This window comes from Variovorax sp. SG517, from assembly GCF_013376045.1.
Lineage (GTDB): Bacteria > Pseudomonadota > Gammaproteobacteria > Burkholderiales > Burkholderiaceae_C > Variovorax.
Genome location: NZ_JABMJG010000009.1, coordinates 184,346 through 200,974, shown reverse-complemented (window position 1 = coordinate 200,974; position 16,629 = coordinate 184,346). Strand labels below are relative to the sequence as shown.

Annotated in this window: 18 protein-coding genes; 11 read left to right on the top strand and 7 right to left on the bottom strand. The window is 69.5% G+C overall.

Annotated features, from left to right (window positions below; genetic code table 11):
• Positions 1 to 38: 38 nt before the first annotated feature.
• Together FHT32_RS25975 and FHT32_RS25970 are read right to left on the bottom strand one after the other, a co-directional pair.
• Positions 39 to 1,667, bottom strand: a complete 1,629-nt coding sequence (locus tag FHT32_RS25975) for a phospholipase D family protein (RefSeq protein ID WP_176667465.1) — start codon at positions 1,665 to 1,667, stop codon at positions 39 to 41.
• Between the two features lie 114 nt (positions 1,668 to 1,781).
• A complete protein-coding gene (locus FHT32_RS25970; RefSeq protein ID WP_256099158.1) occupies positions 1,782 to 2,012 on the bottom strand; it encodes a hypothetical protein in 231 nt (76 codons plus the stop codon).
• Positions 2,013 to 2,212: 200 nt separating this feature from the next.
• Between FHT32_RS25970 and alkB the strand changes: the two genes are divergently transcribed.
• On the top strand, positions 2,213 to 2,911 hold the full coding sequence (gene alkB, locus FHT32_RS25965) for a DNA oxidative demethylase AlkB (RefSeq protein WP_256099157.1): 699 nt from the start codon (positions 2,213 to 2,215) through the stop codon (positions 2,909 to 2,911).
• Between the two features lie 5 nt (positions 2,912 to 2,916).
• On the top strand, positions 2,917 to 4,797 hold the full coding sequence (locus FHT32_RS25960; protein ID WP_176667463.1) for an ABC transporter ATP-binding protein: 1,881 nt from the start codon (positions 2,917 to 2,919) through the stop codon (positions 4,795 to 4,797).
• A gap of 27 nt (positions 4,798 to 4,824) precedes the next feature.
• Here FHT32_RS25960 and FHT32_RS25955 read toward each other — a convergent pair whose 3' ends face one another.
• Complete coding sequence (locus tag FHT32_RS25955; RefSeq protein WP_176667462.1) at positions 4,825 to 5,097, bottom strand: hypothetical protein; 273 nt, start codon at positions 5,095 to 5,097, stop codon at positions 4,825 to 4,827.
• A gap of 107 nt (positions 5,098 to 5,204) precedes the next feature.
• On the opposite strand from FHT32_RS25955, the gene FHT32_RS25950 reads away from it, so the two are divergent.
• On the top strand, positions 5,205 to 5,411 hold the full coding sequence (locus FHT32_RS25950; protein ID WP_176667461.1) for a hypothetical protein: 207 nt from the start codon (positions 5,205 to 5,207) through the stop codon (positions 5,409 to 5,411).
• Between the two features lie 135 nt (positions 5,412 to 5,546).
• Here FHT32_RS25950 and FHT32_RS25945 read toward each other — a convergent pair whose 3' ends face one another.
• Positions 5,547 to 5,816 (bottom strand): hypothetical protein, encoded by a 270-nt coding sequence (locus FHT32_RS25945; RefSeq protein WP_176667460.1) that lies wholly within the window; start codon positions 5,814 to 5,816, stop codon positions 5,547 to 5,549.
• 222 nt (positions 5,817 to 6,038) lie between these two features.
• Here FHT32_RS25945 and FHT32_RS25940 point away from each other — a divergent pair, with 222 nt between their 5' ends.
• The gene (locus FHT32_RS25940; RefSeq protein ID WP_371132252.1) at positions 6,039 to 7,781 is read left to right on the top strand and encodes a hypothetical protein; all 1,743 of its coding nucleotides are present in this window, start codon (positions 6,039 to 6,041) and stop codon (positions 7,779 to 7,781) included.
• Between the two features lie 13 nt (positions 7,782 to 7,794).
• Here FHT32_RS25940 and FHT32_RS25935 read toward each other — a convergent pair whose 3' ends face one another.
• Positions 7,795 to 7,983: a hypothetical protein gene (locus FHT32_RS25935; RefSeq protein ID WP_176667459.1), complete on the bottom strand. Its 189-nt coding sequence runs from the start codon at positions 7,981 to 7,983 to the stop codon at positions 7,795 to 7,797.
• Positions 7,984 to 8,157: 174 nt separating this feature from the next.
• Here FHT32_RS25935 and FHT32_RS25930 point away from each other — a divergent pair, with 174 nt between their 5' ends.
• The 4 genes from FHT32_RS25930 to FHT32_RS25915 all read left to right on the top strand — a co-directional run bounded on the left by FHT32_RS25930 (position 8,158) and on the right by FHT32_RS25915 (position 12,702).
• The gene (locus FHT32_RS25930) at positions 8,158 to 9,117 is read left to right on the top strand and encodes a S1C family serine protease (protein WP_176667458.1); all 960 of its coding nucleotides are present in this window, start codon (positions 8,158 to 8,160) and stop codon (positions 9,115 to 9,117) included.
• A 65-nt stretch (positions 9,118 to 9,182) separates the two neighbouring features.
• The gene (kdsA, locus tag FHT32_RS25925) at positions 9,183 to 10,028 is read left to right on the top strand and encodes a 3-deoxy-8-phosphooctulonate synthase (RefSeq protein ID WP_176667457.1); all 846 of its coding nucleotides are present in this window, start codon (positions 9,183 to 9,185) and stop codon (positions 10,026 to 10,028) included.
• Positions 10,029 to 10,174: 146 nt separating this feature from the next.
• Positions 10,175 to 11,791 (top strand): methyl-accepting chemotaxis protein, encoded by a 1,617-nt coding sequence (locus tag FHT32_RS25920; RefSeq protein ID WP_256099156.1) that lies wholly within the window; start codon positions 10,175 to 10,177, stop codon positions 11,789 to 11,791.
• A gap of 74 nt (positions 11,792 to 11,865) precedes the next feature.
• Entirely contained in the window at positions 11,866 to 12,702 is an 837-nt protein-coding gene (locus FHT32_RS25915) for an alpha/beta hydrolase (RefSeq protein WP_176667456.1), read from the top strand.
• Positions 12,703 to 12,706: 4 nt separating this feature from the next.
• On the opposite strand, the gene FHT32_RS25910 is transcribed toward FHT32_RS25915, so the two are convergent.
• Positions 12,707 to 13,318 carry a TetR/AcrR family transcriptional regulator gene (locus FHT32_RS25910; RefSeq protein ID WP_176667455.1) on the bottom strand — a complete coding sequence of 204 codons (612 nt, stop codon included), beginning with the start codon at positions 13,316 to 13,318 and terminating at the stop codon, positions 12,707 to 12,709.
• Between the two features lie 75 nt (positions 13,319 to 13,393).
• On the opposite strand from FHT32_RS25910, the gene FHT32_RS25905 reads away from it, so the two are divergent.
• Positions 13,394 to 13,936, top strand: coding sequence for a hypothetical protein (locus tag FHT32_RS25905; protein WP_176667454.1), 543 nt, complete (start codon positions 13,394 to 13,396; stop codon positions 13,934 to 13,936).
• Here FHT32_RS25905 and FHT32_RS25900 read toward each other — a convergent pair.
• Positions 13,836 to 14,798 carry a LysR family transcriptional regulator gene (locus tag FHT32_RS25900; protein WP_176667453.1) on the bottom strand — a complete coding sequence of 321 codons (963 nt, stop codon included), beginning with the start codon at positions 14,796 to 14,798 and terminating at the stop codon, positions 13,836 to 13,838. The genes FHT32_RS25905 and FHT32_RS25900 overlap by 101 nt on opposite strands.
• A gap of 159 nt (positions 14,799 to 14,957) precedes the next feature.
• Between FHT32_RS25900 and FHT32_RS25895 the strand changes: the two genes are divergently transcribed.
• Both FHT32_RS25895 and FHT32_RS25890 read left to right on the top strand, forming a co-directional pair.
• Entirely contained in the window at positions 14,958 to 15,365 is a 408-nt protein-coding gene (locus FHT32_RS25895; RefSeq protein ID WP_176667452.1) for a RidA family protein, read from the top strand.
• Positions 15,366 to 15,404: 39 nt separating this feature from the next.
• Entirely contained in the window at positions 15,405 to 16,625 is a 1,221-nt protein-coding gene (locus FHT32_RS25890; RefSeq protein ID WP_176667451.1) for a helix-turn-helix domain-containing protein, read from the top strand.
• Positions 16,626 to 16,629: the final 4 nt, after the last annotated feature.

Here is a 16,629-nt window from a genome sequence, read left to right as displayed (position 1 = left end):
GAGCGCCAACGCGACCCCGGAAATAGTGTGAACAGGCCCTAGAGCAGGCTCTCGGGTACCAGCGGTGCGAGCAATTCGAGCTTCCACCTCGACCAGAAGTCCGTTTCGGGCTCCCGGTGCAGGATGGTGTCGGCCGCGTCCCCCGAGGCCGGGCTCACCCACTCGATGGCGCCCGTCGGGCCCAGCTGCAGCTGGTAGGCGCCGTCCAGCCGTATGAAGCCGATCAGGCTGGTGAGCTGCTGCGCGATCTGCGGGCTGAAGATGAAGATGCCGACCTCGGTGTTGTGCAGCATCGAGCGCGGGTCGAAGTTCATCGAGCCGATGAAGACGATCTTGCGGTCGATCACCGCCGACTTGCCGTGCAGCCGGCCGCTGGCCGAGCCGTACATGCCGAAGCGCTTCGTCTGCTCCACCCGCTTGGGACTCAGCTCGTAAAGCTCCACGCCCAGGCGCAGCATCTGCGAACGGTAGCGGCGGTAGCCGATGTGCACCAGCGACTCGTCGGTGGCCGCCAGCGAATTGGTGACGATGGTGTAGCTCACGCCGTTGCCGCGCACGAGGCGGATGGTTTCCATGCCGCCGCGCCCCGGGATCAGGTAGGGCGTGGTCTGCATGATCTCGTTCTCGGCGCCGCGCAGGTAGCGCCGCACGTTGTAGAGCACGCTGTCCTTCGACTCGTCGGCGGGCAGGCCGCGCGCCTCGTCGGTCTGGCCCAGCGCCTTGGCGGGCGGATCGGCGTATGCCTCGGCTCGGGCCCATACCAGCTTCAGCTCGCCTGCAGCAAGATCCCTGGCCAGTGGGTTGTTGCCCAGCAGGTCGGTGGAGCCGGGCTCCTCGGGATGCAGCTCTTCAGGCCCGGTGGTGAGGCGGTCGAAGCGCTCGCGCAGCTGCCGCGGCGTCTCGCCGGTGGGCGGCACCAGCGACTCGATGGGGTAGACGTACTGGCTGTTCCAGTACATGTCGAACAGCGACGACAGCCTGGGCACCACCTCGCCGGCCACCAGCGTGTCGATGTCGATGAAGTTCGAGCCCCCGTCGCGCAGGAAGTACTCGTTGGCCATGTTGCGCCCGCCCATCACGCCGATGGTGTTGTCCACCACGTAGAGCTTGTTGTGCATGCGGCGGTGCACGCGGTCGAAGTCCAGGATCGACCATGCCCAGCGCGTACCCAGGCGGTCGCGCCCGGCGGGAAAGGGGTTGAAGAGCCGCACCTCCACGTTGGGATGCGACGCGAAGCTGGTGAACAGCGGGTCGGCGCCGGCGGTGTAGAGGTCGTCCACCAGCAGCCGCACGCGCACGCCCCGGTCGGCCGCGTCGCGCAGGGCGCGCAGCAGGTAGCGGCCGGTCTCGTCGTTCTGCACGAGGTAGTACTGCACGTCGATGGAGCGCTGCGCCCGACGCGCGAGCTCGATGCGCGCGTGCAGCGAGAACTGCGGCATCGGCAGCAGCCGGAACCCGCTCAGCGGCTCGCCGGGCGGCGCCGCCGCCTTCACCAGGCGGCCCAGCGTGGTGTCGGGGCCATCGGCGATGGCGGTCGAGGGCTTGCGCTGCACTTCCGCCGGCAGGCCGGCGCAGCCCGCCATGAAAAGCGCCGCGACGCCGAGCAGCAGCCACGCCAGCCATCGGACATGCGGTTTGTCGGCTGTCCGGCGGCGGGGATTCGGCATGGATGGCGGCGCGTGGTTTGGGGTCGTGGGTCGGGCGTGGCCAGGGAAAGGCTCGCGGTTTCTACCACGAGCCCGGCGCATGTGCTGCGCCGCCGCACGAGATTCAAGACCCGGTCAGGCGCGACGCGACGGCGCCCATTGCCTGACGAAATGATCGGCCCGCAGCGTGGCCCGTTCGACCGCCGCGTCCCACGACAGCTGCTGGGTGATGACGAGCGCACAGCGCGGAATGCCGCTGAAGCTCAGTTCGGCGATGCCGGCATAGGTGCCGCTGGGCGTACGCATGAGCTCGATCCAGCCCGTCCAGCCTTCCGGAACGCTGAGAGCGAGTCGAGCACCGTCCATGATGGATTCACCGTCACCCATTGAATGCGTATTTTTTGGAATTTAAACCCTAAGAACTACTCTTGGCCAGAGGGGTGACGAGGGTAAGGTCTGGGGAGCCAGAGGGCATCACGCGAACATGGGAGGCCCGGGCCCACCGCCGCCGGACGGGCCCGCGAGGCGGCTTTGGCTTTTGGGCAAGATCGGGGTGCATGAACAGGATGACGACGAACTCCAGGAACACGGGCAGCCGCGGCCGGCCCGCGGCGGCAACCACCCTCGCCCTGTTCGACGACCCGCCCCGCGCGGCGCGCGAGCCGCTGGGCACGGCCGCCTTCGTGCTGCCCGGCTTTGCCCTGCCTTTCGTCGACGAGTTGCTGTCCGCCATTCGTGCCGTGGAAGCGCAGGCGCCGTTCCGCCACCTGGTCACGCCCGGCGGCTTCACCATGTCGGTCGCGCTCACCAACTGCGGCGCGCTCGGCTGGACCAGCGACCGGCGCGGCTACCGCTACAGCGCCACCGATCCCGACAGCGGCAGGCCCTGGCCCGCCATGCCCGAAGCGCTTTCCCGGCTGGCGCGCGAAGCGGCTTCGGCGGCCGGCTTCGACGGCTTTGCGCCCGACGCCTGCCTGATCAACCGCTATGCACCCGGCGCGCGGCTGTCGCTGCACCAGGACAAGGACGAGCGCGACTACGGCGCGCCCATCGTCTCGGTGTCGCTGGGCATGCCGGCGGTGTTCCTGTTCGGCGGCCATGCGCGCGCCGACAAGGCCGCGCGGGTGCCGCTCGCGCACGGCGACGTGGTGGTCTGGGGCGGCGAGGACCGGCTGCGCTACCACGGCGTGCTGCCGCTGAAGGACGAGCCGCATCCGCTGCTGGGCGCCGTGCGCATCAACCTCACGTTCCGCAAGGCGGGCTGACACGCATGCAGGCCATCGACGACGAGAAGACGGAGAAGAAGAGCACGAAAGGCACGAGCCCCGGCGCCGCCGTGCGCCAGCTCTATGCGGCGCTGTGGCACTTCGCGGCCGGCGCGCGTGCGCAGCTGCTGTCGGCCACCGCGCTGCTCGCGGCCTCGCAACTGATCCGCCTCGCGCTGCCCTATCTCGCGGGCCAGGCCATCAACGCCCTGCAGCGCGGCGAGCTCGGCACGGCCGGCCGCTGGATCGCGGCGCTGGCCGGCGTGTACGTGGGCGCCTGGGCGCTGCACGGGCCGGGCCGCATCCTCGAGCGCAACGTGGGCGTGAAGGTGCGCGAGGCGCTGGCCGACCAGCTGTATGCGCGCATCGCCGCCGCGCCGCTGGCCTGGCACGAGGGGCACCACTCGGGCGAGCTGCAGCACCGCGTGCACCAGGCCAGCCGCGCGCTGTCGGATTTCGCGCAGAACCAGTTCATCTGGCTCACCAACGTCGTCAACTTCGTCGGGCCGCTGGTGGCGCTGGCGCTGCTGTCGCGCACCAGCGGCATGACCGCGCTCGCGGGCTATGTGCTGATCGGCCTGGTCATCGTGCGCATCGACCGCGCGCTCATGAAGCTCGCGCGCGCCGAGAACGACGCCGACCGCCGCTACGTGGCCGCCCTGCTCGACTTCCTGGGCAACGCCTCGACCGTGATCGGCCTGCGCCTGCAGGGTGCCTCGCGCCTGCTGCTGCGCCGCCGCATGGCCGCCATTTCGCTGCCGCTGAAGCGCGCCGTGGTGCTGAACGAGGGCAAGTGGTTCGCGGTCGACCTGATGGGGCTGGCGCTGACCTGGGGGCTGGTGGTGATCTACGTGTGGCAGGCCCGCGCGCCGGGGCAGGTCGTGATGCTGGGCGCCGTGTTCATGATCCACCAGTACGCGCAGCAGGCCGCCGGCGTGGTCACCTCGGTGGCCGCCAACTTCAGCTTCTTCGCGCGCATGCACACCGACTACGGCAGCGCCGGGCCGATCTGGCAGGCTCCCTCGGACAAGGAGGCGCTGGCCACGCCGCCCGGGCAGGTGCCGGCGCACGAGCGGGTCGAGGCCGACGCGAGCTGGCGGCAGTTGCACATCGAGGCGCTGCAATGGCGCTACGCACCGCGCGGCGCGCCGGTCGACGAAGCCGGCATCGCCGAGCCCACCGTGCGCAGCGGCCTGCACGACGTGGCACTGACGCTGCGGCGCGGCCAACGCATCGCCCTCGTCGGCCCGAGCGGCGGCGGCAAGAGCACGCTGCTGCGCGTGCTGGCCGGGCTCTACGCACCCGGCAGCGGCGCGCTGCTGCTCGACGGCCAGCCCGCCGACTGGGCGCGGCTGCGCCGGCTCGCCACGCTGATCCCGCAGGAAACGGAACTCTTCGAAGCCAGCGTGCGCGAGAACCTCGCCTTCGGGCAGCCGCACGACGACGCGCTGCTGCATGCCGCGCTGCACACCAGCACTTTCGACGAAGTTCTGAAGGCGACCGGCGGCGACCTGGACACCGCCGTTTCCGAGCGCGGCTTCAATCTTTCAGGCGGCCAGCGCCAGCGGCTGTGCCTCGCGCGCGGCGTGCTCACCGCACAGGGCAGCTCGCTGCTGCTGCTCGACGAGCCGACCAGCGCGCTCGACGCCAACACCGAGGCGCGCGTGCTGGAGCGCATCGCCGGCGCGTTCCCCGATGCCTGCCTGATCGCGTCGGTGCACCGGCTGAGCCTGCTCGAGCGTTTCGACACGGTGGTGCTGATGGAGGCCGGCCATGTGCTCGACCACGGGCCGTTCGAAGAGGTGCTGGCGCGGCAGCCATTGCTGCGGCACATGACGGCGGGCAGCGCCCCTGCTCAAGCCGCGCAACAGGAAGCGGAAACCTGAGGAAGCGGAAACCTGAAGCCGGCCCGCTCAGGCCTGCCCCTGGGCTCCTTCCGTTCTGTCGTGCACCCATCGCATGGCCTGCTGCTCCGCATGGCGCAGCGCCTCGGCCTCGGTGCCGTAGGAGGCGTTGTCGGTGTCGGCGGGCAGTTCGATGTCGTCCTCGCCCGCCGAGGGCGTGCGGCAGATCACGACGGGCCTGTAGGTCTGGTCGTCGAGCCGCTCGGCGCGGCACAGGAACAGCCGGCCGCGATAGCTGAACGTGACGAGGCGTTCGTCGAATGCGGGCGGTGTGGTTTCCATGGCATGGGTCCTTTGCTTGCTTGTTTTCCAAAAGAGGCCGCGATACGCAGCCCCAACGTCGTTCCGGGCCTACAGACAGAACCCGCGCGCCGCGCCAAGGTGGCGCCATGACACATCCCATCGAACTCACCATCGAGGAGCCGCTGCCGGGTGCATACGTCTGGCAGCTGCTCGAAACCGACGACCAGGGCACGCATCCGCGCGTGCTGCGCACGGCCTTCGAGCCCGCGGAAAGCTACGAACTGGCGCTTTCGTCCGGGCAGCGCGCGCTGCAGAGTGAAATTCGGCATCGCACGCCTCCTGGCGCGTCGTAGCCGGGGCGCTGTTCTGTTCTGACCTGATGCCAATCTGCCGGGGTGACGGAGGCCCCGGCCAAGGCCCTGGCCTCGTGCCCGTGTCGGAAAGGGGCTCGTGCATGGCGCGGCAGCCCGCGCATCGGCCGCGATTCTTCAGGCGTGGAGGCCGAAGTCCGCGATGGTGAGCGTGATGGCGCGGCCCGGCCTGGCCCGGTAGCGCGCAACGGCCGCGGGCTCTATGGTGTGGAAGTGCTCCTGGCAGGCACCGAGCAGCTGTTCGCCGATCGCTCGCACGCCGAATTCGTCATGCAGCGTTTCCTCGGAGATCTGCGCGAGCACGCGGGGGCCGGCGGGGCCGTCGGGATAGAAGGCGAAGCGCACGCTCGCGGTGTCGAAGCAGTAGATGCCTTCGAAATTCGTCATCTCTCTTGTCTCCTTGTGTCTGCGGTGTCTGTTCGTTTCCTTGCGGATTGGCGGCATTGGGCGCGCCTCGCATGGTCACCGGGTGTGGAAAGCAGCGCGTGCGCGTGCAGGAAACGTCCTACATGAATCGAGGCGCACGCTTTCACCCTGAAACGGCCATGGCTTCGTTTTCCGCGCGTCGATGCGGCGAAGATCGGGGCCTCCAGATTCGCGCCTCGCTGCATGCACTTTTCTCTTTCCACCGGCAATCCCGATCCGCTGAACGCAATGGCGGCAACGACCGCGACCATCACGACGCGCCCCGTCCGGGTTCGTCTCCGAACCGTCGCGTCCGGCCTTGCCGCCGCCGCCCTCGCCCTCCAGCTCGGCGCATGCGGCGGCCCCAGCGAGGCGCAGCGCCAGGCTGCGGTGACCACCGCGCCGCCCACCGACTGCACCGCCTGGGTCGGCACCGACCGCAACGCGATGATGGACGGCTACCTTCTGCCGCAGGATCCGAAGAACGCCAGGGGCCCCAAGGTCTGCGTGCCGGTGCTGATGAACGCCAACCGGCCGCCCGCCGGCTACGCGGGCGGCAACTACTACATCAGCGAGTTCACCGACGACAAGCTCAAGGCCCGCTGGCGCGCCTGCAAGGAAGACCCGGCCTGCTTCAAGCGCATCGACGCGCAGATGCAGCGCTGGCTGCCGCCCAACAAGGAGCGCGCCACGCGCTCGACCGGGGTTGTCGATCCGTCCGGACGCATCGACCCCGATGGCAACGTCGACCTCAGGCAGATCCGCCGCCCAGCCTTCTTCGCCAAGGCGCTGTACCGCGAAGGCATCGCCGAGGCCGACGCGCGCACCTACGTGGTGGAGTTCACCGCGCCGCGCGACACCTTCGAGCGCATCGACCTGAAGATGACCGGCGACATCAAGCTGCGCGGCTGGTACATCGAGGGCGCGGGCGTGGACGACGGCAAGGGCAGGAAGACGCGCGCGCTGGTCGTCATGGCGCCGGGCGGCGGCGGGCAGCTCACGGCCATCCAGCATCCCGACGAGGTTGCGTACCGCCTCGACCAGAAGACCGGCAGGACCGTGCCGGTGAACTTCCCCAACGCGACCACCGAGACCATGGGCCAGCGCTGGTGGCGCGAGAACCTGTATGCGCTGAACCAGGCCGGCTTCGACGTGCTGGCTTACGACCGGCGCGGCGAGGGGCTGTCGGGCGGCTTCAGCGACACCAACACGCTGGAGCAAGGCGAGGACGTGTTCCGCGCGCTCACGGCGCTGGAGACCGGGCGCGGCCTGCGCATCCTCACGCCCAGGGGCGAGGTGCTGGAAGGCGAAGCCACGCGGGGCCGGCTGCTGGCGGGCATGCCGGCCAGCGAGATACCGCTGGTGCTCGGCGGCTATTCGCGCGGCTCGATGTCCACCGCCTGGGCGATGACGAAGAACTACGTGGCCCAGTGCAGCTTCGACATGCCCCAGCCCAACTGCACGCCGCCCAAGGGCCTGCGCAACATCCGCGGCGCGCTGCTGCTGTCGTCTTTCGCGAGCGGCGCGGGCTACGTGGGCGATTCGCCCGACCTGGCCGACCGCAACCTCTTCCTGGGCGGGATGGCGGCCGAGCATCACATCGTGTTCTATCCCAACTCCTCCACGCTCGCGGGCATGGACCGCTGGCCCGCCGCCTTCTTCGGCAAGGGCCTGTGGGACCGCGCCGAAACGCTCGAAGGCACGGTGGCCGCCTACAACCGCATCCGCGGCCTGAAGGAGATCGTGCTCGCACGCGGGCCGCACTCCATCGAGACCTGGCCCGAATCCGACCGCGCCTACCTGCGCGAGCGCATGGTGGTGTTCGCCAAGGGGCTGATCGTCGGCGGGCGCACCATCCCGGGCGCGCGGCCGTGGAAGGACTTCAAGTCGCTGGTGGCGACCACGCCCGATTCCTGGGAGCCGTCGTCGCGGCCGAAGGCCCCGTGATCGCCCTGGGCGATCAGTAGCTGCGCGGATCGTACGGCCGCCGGTCGTAGCGGTCGGGGATACCGTCCCGGTCGCTGTCGCGGTTGCGCTCGTAGCGGTCGGGAATGCCGTTGCGGTCGCGGTCCCTGTCGTGGCGGTGCCGATCGTGGCCGCAGCCGGCCGCGAGCGTGGCGACGGCGATCAGGAGAATGAAGTGCTTCAAGCTGGTGTGCCCGTGGTGTGGGTGTTGTTTTCGGGAAGCCCAGTGTCGGCAGGCCCGCTGAAGAATCGCTGAGCCTTCGCTGAAGGCTTCGTGAACGCCGGCGCGCCGGGTTGAAAACCGGGCGCGCACCGCCATTTCCTTCAGGTTCCGCCGACTGAAAGAAGAGGTACTCCCATGGGCGCGCGCGACGAATTCATCCTCGACTCCTACTCGGCCACCGTCACCCAGGTGGCCCACACCGCCAGCGCGGCGGTCGCCCACATCAAGGTCCGCAAGGCCGCGCAGCGCGGCGGCGGCCCGGGCGCCCAGGGCAGCGGCTCGGGCTTCCTGTTCACCCCCGACGGCTTCACGATCACCAACGCCCACGTGGTCGAGGGCGCGACCGAGCTGCGCGCCGCCTTCGCCGACGGCACCGAGAGCACGGCGCGGCTGGTCGGCATCGACGCCTCCACCGACATCGCCGTGCTGCGCATCGAATCGCACCCCAGCGCCTTCCTGCCGCTGGGCAGCTCGGCCGCGCTGCAGCCGGGCCAGCTGGCGGTGGCGGTGGGTAATCCGCTGGGCTTCGACTTCACCGTGACCGCCGGCATCGTGAGCGCGCTGGGCCGCAGCCTGCCTTCGCGCGGCGGGCGGATGATCGAGGACGTGATCCAGACCGACGTGGCGCTCAACCCCGGCAACTCGGGCGGGCCGCTGCTGGACAGCGCCGCGCAGGTGATCGGCGTGAACACGGCGGTGATCCCATCGGCGCAAGGCCTGAGCTTCGCGGTAGCCATCGACACCGCCCGCTGGGTGGCCGGTGAGCTGATGCGGCACGGCGCCGTGCGGCGCGGCAAGCTCGGCGTGCAGTGCGCGGCGGTGGCCCTGCCCCGGCGCTGGGTGCGCGAGAACGAATGGCCGGTGGCCACGGGCGTGCGGGTGGTCGAGGTGGTGGCCGGCTCGGCCGCCGCGCGCGACGGGCTGCGCAGCGGCGACATCCTCGTCGGCTGCGACGGGGTGCCGCTGGCCCAGTTGTCCGACCTGCTCAAGCGGCTGGCGGGCGAAGGCTACGGAAAGCCGCTGCTGCTGAAGCTGCTGCGGCCGGTGGCGGGCACGCTCACGCCCTTCTACCTGACGGTGACGCCCGGCGGCTGAGACCCTCCCGAGCCGGCGGAACGACAATAGGCTCCTGCACCGAAGCACCCCGTCAGGAGAAAACCTTGTCCACCGTCACCATCACCCCCCAAGTCGCCACCAGCAACGAGGCCCCCTTCGTCCTCTTCGGCGGCGTCAACGTCCTCGAGTCGAAGGACCTCGCCCTGCGCAGCGCCGAGGAATACGTGCGCGTCACGCAGAAGCTGGGCATTCCCTATGTGTTCAAGGGCAGCTTCGACAAGGCCAACCGCTCCTCCATCCACTCCTACCGCGGCCCCGGCCTCGACGAAGGCCTGAGGATCCTGCAGGCCGTGAAGGACGGCTTCGGCGTCCCGGTGCTCACCGACGTGCATGAGATCGCCCAGGCCGCCCCGGTCGCCGAGGTGGTCGACGTGCTGCAGCTGCCCGCCTTCCTGGCGCGGCAGACCGACCTGGTGGTGGCGCTGGCCAAGACCGGCCGCGTCATCAACATCAAGAAGCCCCAGTTCCTGAGTCCCTCGCAGGTGCTCAACATCGTCGAGAAGTTCAAGGAAGCCGGCAACGACAAGCTGATTCTTTGCGACCGCGGCACCTGCTTCGGCTACGACAACCTCGTGGTCGACATGCTGGGCTTCGGCGTGATGAAGAAGGTGTCGCAGAACCTGCCCATCATCTTCGACGTGACCCACGCGCTGCAGCAGCGCGAGGCCGGCGCCGCCGCCTCGGGCGGCCGCCGCGAGCAGGTGGCCGACCTGGCGCGCGCCGGCATGGCGGTCGGCCTGGCCGGCCTCTTCCTCGAAGCCCACCCGGATCCAGCCCAGGCCAAGTGCGACGGCCCGAGCGCCCTGCCGCTGGACAGGCTGGAGCCCTTCCTCACGCAGATCAAGGCGCTGGACGACCTGGTCAAGTCGTTCCCGCCGCTGAAGATCTGAACCGGGGCCCGGCGGCAGCCGAGGGACCCGGCGGAAAACTTCAAGAAGTTTTCTAAAGTTTTCATTTGAACAACCGATAACCAGCGATGAAGGGCGACCCGACGGTCGCCTTTCGTCCTCTCATTCCTGGTTTCCGGAGTTCGACCATGTTCCTGAGCAACGTCTCAATCGGCAAGCGCCTGGCCATCGTGCTGGGCATCATCCTGGCGCTTTTCCTGGCCACCAGCGCCGCCGCGGTATGGAAGCTGCAGCAGCTCAGCCGCGAGATAGACGCCATGATCGAGAACAACCTGAAGATCGAGCGCGCCGGCTCCGACTGGCTGCGCTACACCACCGCCGGCGTGCAGCGGGCCGCAGCCATCGCCAAGAGCAGCGACCCCAGCCTGGTCGACTATTTCGCGCTGGCCTCGGCGGCGTCGATCAAGAACACCAACGAGCTGCAGAAGTTCATCGAGGAGAAGCTGGCCAAGCCGGACGAACGCGCCCTGCTGGAGAAGATCGCGGGCCTGCGCAAGGCCTACCTGGGCGCGCGCGAGGAAGTGAGCAAGCTCAAGCTGGCCGGCGACCTCGAAGGCGCCAACCGCGTCTTCGACTCCCAGTTCCAGCCCACCTCGGTGAGCTACATCGCGGGCGTGCAGCAGGTGGTGGACATGCAGCGCGAGCAGCTCGATGCCGCCGCCGCCCGCGCCAACAACCTGCGTGCGCAGACCAGCACGCTGCTCGTCGTGTGTTCCGCCGTGAGCCTGGCGCTGGGCGCCCTGCTTGCATGGCAGCTGGCCCGCAGCATCACCCGGCCGCTGCGCAGCGCCGAGAGCATGGCCCAGTCGATCGCCGCCATGGACCTGACGGGCAAGGCCCAGGCCAGCTACGCCGGCGACGAAACCGGCAACCTGCTGCGCGCCCTCGACCAGATGCGCGACGCCCTGCAGGGTTCGCTCGCGCAGGTGCACGGCGTGGTGGCGAGCGTGTCGACGGCCAGCTCGCAGATCGCGGTGGGCAACCAGGACCTGTCCTCGCGCACCGAGGAGCAGGCCAGTTCGCTGGAGCAGACGGCCGCATCGCTCGAGGAACTGACCTCGACGGTCAAGCAGAACGCGGACAACGCACGCCAGGCCAACCAGCTGGCCACCTCGGCATCCGAAGTGGCTGCACGCGGCGGCAACGTGGTGTTCCAGGTGGTCGAGACCATGGGCTCGATCAATGCCTCCTCGAAGAAGATCGTGGACATCATCGGCGTGATCGACGGCATCGCGTTCCAGACCAACATCCTCGCGCTCAATGCGGCCGTCGAGGCGGCCCGCGCGGGCGACCAGGGGCGCGGCTTCGCGGTGGTGGCGTCGGAAGTGCGCAGCCTCGCGCAGCGCTCGGCCGCGGCGGCCAAGGAAATCAAGTCGCTGATCGGCGACTCGGTCGAGAAGGTCGAGGAAGGCAGCCGCCAGGTGGCCGACGCGGGCCGCACCATGGAGGAGATTGTCGGCAGCGTGAAGCGGGTGACGGACATCATGGGCGAGATCAGCGCCGCGAGCCAGGAGCAGACCTCGGGCATCGAGCAGATCAACCAGGCCGTCACGCAGATGGACCAGACCACGCAGCAGAACGCCGCGCTGGTCGAGCAGGCCTCGGCTGCCGCCCAGTCGCTGCAGGAGCAGGCGGGCAGTCTCTCGCAGATCGTGGGCAGGTTCAGGCTGGAACACCAACGCACGGCCGAGGAGCCGACTGCGGGCCTCGCCTTCAGCCCCATGCACCTGATCGCTGCCCGCTAGAAAGAGACCGCCAAGGCCCCCGGCGGGAGAAAGCGGCGAAACTAGGCGCCAGCCTTTCTCCCCCGGAGCCCAATTTGCCATCCAACAAAGCCGCCCGCATCGCCCTGTCCGCCTCGGCCGCCGCGATCGGAAGCATCGCCGCGTACTGGACGCTTCTCGCCGCGCGCCAGGGGCACATCCTCTTCAACGCCCGCAAGCTGCCGGTCGTTCCGCTCTCCGACGATTTCTCGACCTACTCCCACACCGTGCCGGGCGGCATGGTGCGCGGCTATGTCTACCACCCGCAGGGCGAAGAGGCGCTGCAGGACCTCTTCATCTACTTCGCCGGCCGCGGCGAGGACGTTCGCGCCACCGCCCGGACGCTGCACTGGCTGCCCGAGGGCTTCGGCTTCGCTGCGGTCAACTACCGCGGCGTGGCCGATTCGCAGGGGCACCCTTCGGAAATCGCCTCGGTGCAGGACGCCTGCCAGTTCGCCCGGCACCTGCGCAAGGCCTTTCCGCATGCGCGGCTGCACGTGGTGGGGCGCAGCCTGGGCACGGGCGTGGCCATCCAGCTCGTGGCGCGGCAGGACTTCGCGAGCCTGCAGCTGGTGACACCCTACGACTCGATGCTGGAAGTGGCGAAGAAGCGCTTTCCGCTCGTGCCGCTTTCGCTGCTGCTGCGCCACCAGTTCAACTCGCTCGAACACTGCAAGGAAGTCGCGGCGAAAACCCAGGTGCTGCTGGCCGAGACCGACGACGTGGTGCTGCCGGAGCGTTCGCAGAAGCTCATTGCCGCATGGCCCACGCCGGTCAGCGTGCAGACCGTTCCCGCCTCCGACCACCACAACATCATGGGCCTGGAGGCGACCTGGCTGCACCTGGTCGACTTCGCATTGACTTCGATCCTCCCCGAACCGAAGGTGGCGTAGCCGCCTAATTGCCCGCCGCCATTCCGTCGAGCAGCACATCCAGGGCTTGCTCCGCGCTGAGATGCAGGGCCTCTAGCTCGGCCGTGGGCGCGCGCAGCACGCCCACGCCGAGCAGGGTCGAGAGACCATGCACCATGGCCCAGCAGGTGTGCGAAAGCTGTCGCGCGTCGCCCTGGCGGAAGCTGCCGTCGGCCTGGCCCTCGCCGACCAGCCCCAGCAGCAGGTCGAAGAGCCGCGCCCCGGCCTGCACCAGCCCCTCGTTCGATCGCGCCTGCGAGACCGCGCCGAACATGTGGACCAGCAGCCGCGGCGACTTCAGACCGAAGCCCACATAGGCGCGGCCGCACGCCTTGAGCCGCGACCGCGATCCGGCGGGAAGAGCGTCCGCTATCGCCGCTTCGCAGCCGGCCAGCATCTCCTCGAAGCCCTGCAGCGCCACGGCTTCCATCAGCGCGCGCTTGTCCTCGAAATGGCGGTACGCAGCGGTATGCGAGACCCCGACGGCCTTGGCCATCTCGCGCATCGACAGGCCGTCGAGGCTGTCGCGCTCCATCTGCTCGCGGGCATATGCGAGAAGAACGGCTTTCAGGTCGCCATGGTGATAGGAGGTGCTCATGCTCGATGCCCTGATGTTGACAGTGGAAACAACGCAATCCGATAATGTTTCCATTGTAAACACCGAGCACGCATCATGAGCTTTCTCCTTTTCATCTGTTCATTCGGCGCGGTCGCCTGGGCGGTTTCGCGCCTGCTGAAGCGGCCTCTCGACCTGCGCGGAGCAATGCGCTGGGGCATGGGCCTGGGCTTCATGTTCACCGGCGTCGACCACTTCGTGAGCGCATCGACGCGCTATGCGCCGATGATCCCCGACGCCCTCGCCCAGCATGCGCTGGCCTGGGTCTACCTGACCGGCGCGGCGGAGCTGGCCGGAGGGCTGGGGCTGCTGGTCCCCGTGCCGGTCTACGAACGCCTCGGCCTGCCGAACCTGCAGAAACAGGCCGGCATCTGGCTCTCGGTGATGCTGGCCTGCGTGGTCGCCGCGAACATCAATGTGGCGCTCAAGGGGCAGACGGTGCAGGGTCTGGAGTTCGGCGCCTGGTACTTCTGGATCCGGCCGCTGTTCCAGCCCGTCTTCATCGCGTGGGCGCTCTACTGCTCGGGCGCGTGGCCGAAACGGGCGGCCGGGTCGCCACAGGTACGTGCAACTCCATCAATCCGGCAACCCAGTCGATGAACAGGCGCAGCTTGGCGCTGACGTGCCGCTTCGCCGGGAAGGCGATGTACAGCGGCATCGGGTCGAGCCGCCAGCCCTCGAACAGGGGCACGAGTTCGCCGCTTGCCACGTGCGCGCGGGACATGTAGTCCGGCAGCCAGAGGACCCCGAGCCCGGCCAGGCCCGCCGCCAGGTAGGCATTGCCGTCGTCCACCGAGAGCACGTGGCGCCCGTGCACGGTCAGGCTCTCCACATCGCGATGCATGGTGTACGGGAGGTTCCTGCCGGTGCGCGACCACAGGAAACCCACGATGCGGTGATGCGTGTCCTCGAGCTCCCGTGGGTGAGAGGGCACGCCGGCCCGCGCCAGGTAGCCCGGCGCCGCATGCACGCCGAGCTGCAGGTCGCCCACATGGCGCGCGATCAGGGACTGGTCCGTGAGCTGGCCGCCGCGCACCACGCAATCGACGTTCTCGCCGATCAGGTCCACCGCGCGGTCGCTCACGCCCATGTCGAGCTGGATGTCGGGATAGCGCTCGTGGAACGCGGGCAGCGCCGGCACCAGGATGTGGCGGGCCAGCGGGCTCGGCACGTCCACCCGCAGCCGTCCTCTCGGCGATGCGGACGCGGCGGACAGGCTGGTCTCGGCATCGTCCATGTCGGCCAGCAGGCGCACCACCCGCTCGTAGTACGCCGCCCCGTCGGCCGTGACGTTGACCTTGCGCGTGGTGCGGTTGAGCAGCTTCACGCGCAGCCTGGCCTCCAGCTGCTGCACCAGCTGCGTCACGCTGGTCTTGCTCATGTGCAGTGTCTGCGCCGCCTTGGTGAAGCTGCCCGCCTCCACCACGCGCGCGAAGGCCTGCATCGCATCGAAACGGTCCATGTCTGCCCCCGATTGTTTGGCCTGTGCAAACAGTGATTGTTGGCCTTGCCTGTTTATCCGGGCCTCGCGGCTGCCTAAAGTCCCTTCATCGCAACGGCGGATCGGCCCCGATCCGCTCCAGGAAGCAATGAACCAGGCAATCGAGAAGGCAATCCATCCATGACTCCACGCGACGTCGTCTTTCCCCCCGGCCGCCAGGCCCTCTATGAGAAGAACCGCTATTCGCCGGCCATCCGGTCCAACGGTTTCCTGTTCGTCTCGGGGCAGGTAGGCAGCCGCCCCGACGGCTCGCCCGAGCCCGACCTCGAAGCCCAGGTGCGCCTGGCATTCCAGAACCTCGATGCGATCCTGTCGGCCGCGGGCTGCACCTTCGACGACGTGATCGACGCAACGGTCTTCATCGTCGACCCCGAATCGAACTTCGAGACGATCTGGAAGGTGGTGTCCGAACACTGGGGCGGCCCGCCGCACCCCACGCTGACGGGCGTCGGCGTGACATGGCTCTACGGCTTCCAGTTCGAGATCAAGGTGATCGCGAAGCTGCCCGAAGGCAGCGCAGGCAGCTAGGGCCGCAGGGGAGGCACGGCGCCAGGGTAACCTGTCGCCATGGACTCCCTCATCGCCGCCTCCGCCCGCGCCCTTGCCGCGGGCGACGCACTCGGTGCCCTCAAGCGGGTCGCGCTGCGCGACGACCCGCCGGCACTGGCCCTGCGCGGCATCGCGATGGCGCAGCTCGGCGAGCATCCGCGGGCGCGCGAGCTGCTGCGGCGCGCCGCGCGCGGCTTCGGCGCGCATGAAGAGCACTCGCGCGCCCGCTGCATCGTCGCGGAGGCCGAGGTGGCCCTGGCGATGCGCGACCTGGGCGGCTCGCCGCGTTCGCTGTCGGCCGCCGCAGCCGCGCTGGAAGCGCACGAGGACCATGCCAACGCACTGCAGGCCCGGCTGATCGCGGCGCGCCGGCTGCTGCTGCTCGGCCGCCTTGGCGAGGCGCAAGCCGCGCTCGCGCATCTCGATGCGCGCGGCCTGCCCGCATCGCTGGCGGCGGTTTCCGAGCTGGCCACGGCCGAGCTGGCGCTTCGCTCGCTGCGCATCGCTCCCGCCCGCGCGGCGCTTTCGCGCGCGCACGAGGCCGCGGCCCGCGCCCGCGTGCCCGCCCTGCTGGCCGAGGTGAACGAGGCACTGGCGGCATTCGACCGCCCCGCGGCCCGCCGGATCGACGCGGCCGGCGAACAGCCCCTGCGCCTGGACGAGGTGGCCATCCTCCTCGACTCCGACACGCTGGTGGTCGACGCGTGCCGCCGTGGCCTGGGTGCCGGCGATGCATGGCGCCCGCTCGCCCGCAGGCCGGTGCTGTTCTCGCTGGCGCGCTCGCTCGCGCAGGCATGGCCCGGCGACGTGGATCGCGAGGCCTTGATCGAAAGCGCATTCCGCACGCGCCACCCCGACGAGACGCACCGCGCGCGCCTGCGCGTGGAGATCGGCCGGCTGCGCGCGCTCGCCGCCGGGCTGGCCGGCATCGAGGCCACGCCGCGCGGCTTCGTGCTCAGGCCGAACGACGGGCGCGGCGTTGCCGTGCTCGCACCGCCCATCGACGGCGACCAGGCTTCGCTGGTGGCGCTGCTGTCCGACGGCGCGGCCTGGTCCACCTCGGCGCTTGCGCTGGCGCTCGGGGCCAGCCAGCGCACGGTGCAGCGCGCGCTGGTGGAACTGGAGGCGGAGAACCGCGTGCGCTCCATCGGCAAGGCACGCGCGCAGAAGTGGCTCGCGCCGCCGCTGGCGGGATTCACGACGATCTTGTTACTCCCCGCCGCACTGCCGATTGAATAGAGTT

Excerpts from the sequence above, each read along its gene's own strand:
- FHT32_RS25975 (WP_176667465.1), bottom strand. The coding sequence starts at position 1,667 with ATGCCGAATCCCCGCCGCCGGACAGCCGACAAACCGCATGTCCGATGG.
- FHT32_RS25970 (WP_256099158.1), bottom strand. The coding sequence starts at position 2,012 with ATGGACGGTGCTCGACTCGCTCTCAGCGTTCCGGAAGGCTGGACGGGC.
- alkB (WP_256099157.1), top strand. The coding sequence starts at position 2,213 with ATGACGACGAACTCCAGGAACACGGGCAGCCGCGGCCGGCCCGCGGCG.
- FHT32_RS25960 (WP_176667463.1), top strand. The coding sequence starts at position 2,917 with ATGCAGGCCATCGACGACGAGAAGACGGAGAAGAAGAGCACGAAAGGC.
- FHT32_RS25955 (WP_176667462.1), bottom strand. The coding sequence starts at position 5,097 with ATGGAAACCACACCGCCCGCATTCGACGAACGCCTCGTCACGTTCAGC.
- FHT32_RS25950 (WP_176667461.1), top strand. The coding sequence starts at position 5,205 with ATGACACATCCCATCGAACTCACCATCGAGGAGCCGCTGCCGGGTGCA.
- FHT32_RS25945 (WP_176667460.1), bottom strand. The coding sequence starts at position 5,816 with ATGACGAATTTCGAAGGCATCTACTGCTTCGACACCGCGAGCGTGCGC.
- FHT32_RS25940 (WP_371132252.1), top strand. The coding sequence starts at position 6,039 with ATGCACTTTTCTCTTTCCACCGGCAATCCCGATCCGCTGAACGCAATG.
- FHT32_RS25930 (WP_176667458.1), top strand. The coding sequence starts at position 8,158 with ATGGGCGCGCGCGACGAATTCATCCTCGACTCCTACTCGGCCACCGTC.
- FHT32_RS25920 (WP_256099156.1), top strand. The coding sequence starts at position 10,175 with ATGTTCCTGAGCAACGTCTCAATCGGCAAGCGCCTGGCCATCGTGCTG.
- FHT32_RS25910 (WP_176667455.1), bottom strand. The coding sequence starts at position 13,318 with ATGAGCACCTCCTATCACCATGGCGACCTGAAAGCCGTTCTTCTCGCA.
- FHT32_RS25905 (WP_176667454.1), top strand. The coding sequence starts at position 13,394 with ATGAGCTTTCTCCTTTTCATCTGTTCATTCGGCGCGGTCGCCTGGGCG.
- FHT32_RS25900 (WP_176667453.1), bottom strand. The coding sequence starts at position 14,798 with ATGGACCGTTTCGATGCGATGCAGGCCTTCGCGCGCGTGGTGGAGGCG.
- FHT32_RS25895 (WP_176667452.1), top strand. The coding sequence starts at position 14,958 with ATGACTCCACGCGACGTCGTCTTTCCCCCCGGCCGCCAGGCCCTCTAT.
- FHT32_RS25890 (WP_176667451.1), top strand. The coding sequence starts at position 15,405 with ATGGACTCCCTCATCGCCGCCTCCGCCCGCGCCCTTGCCGCGGGCGAC.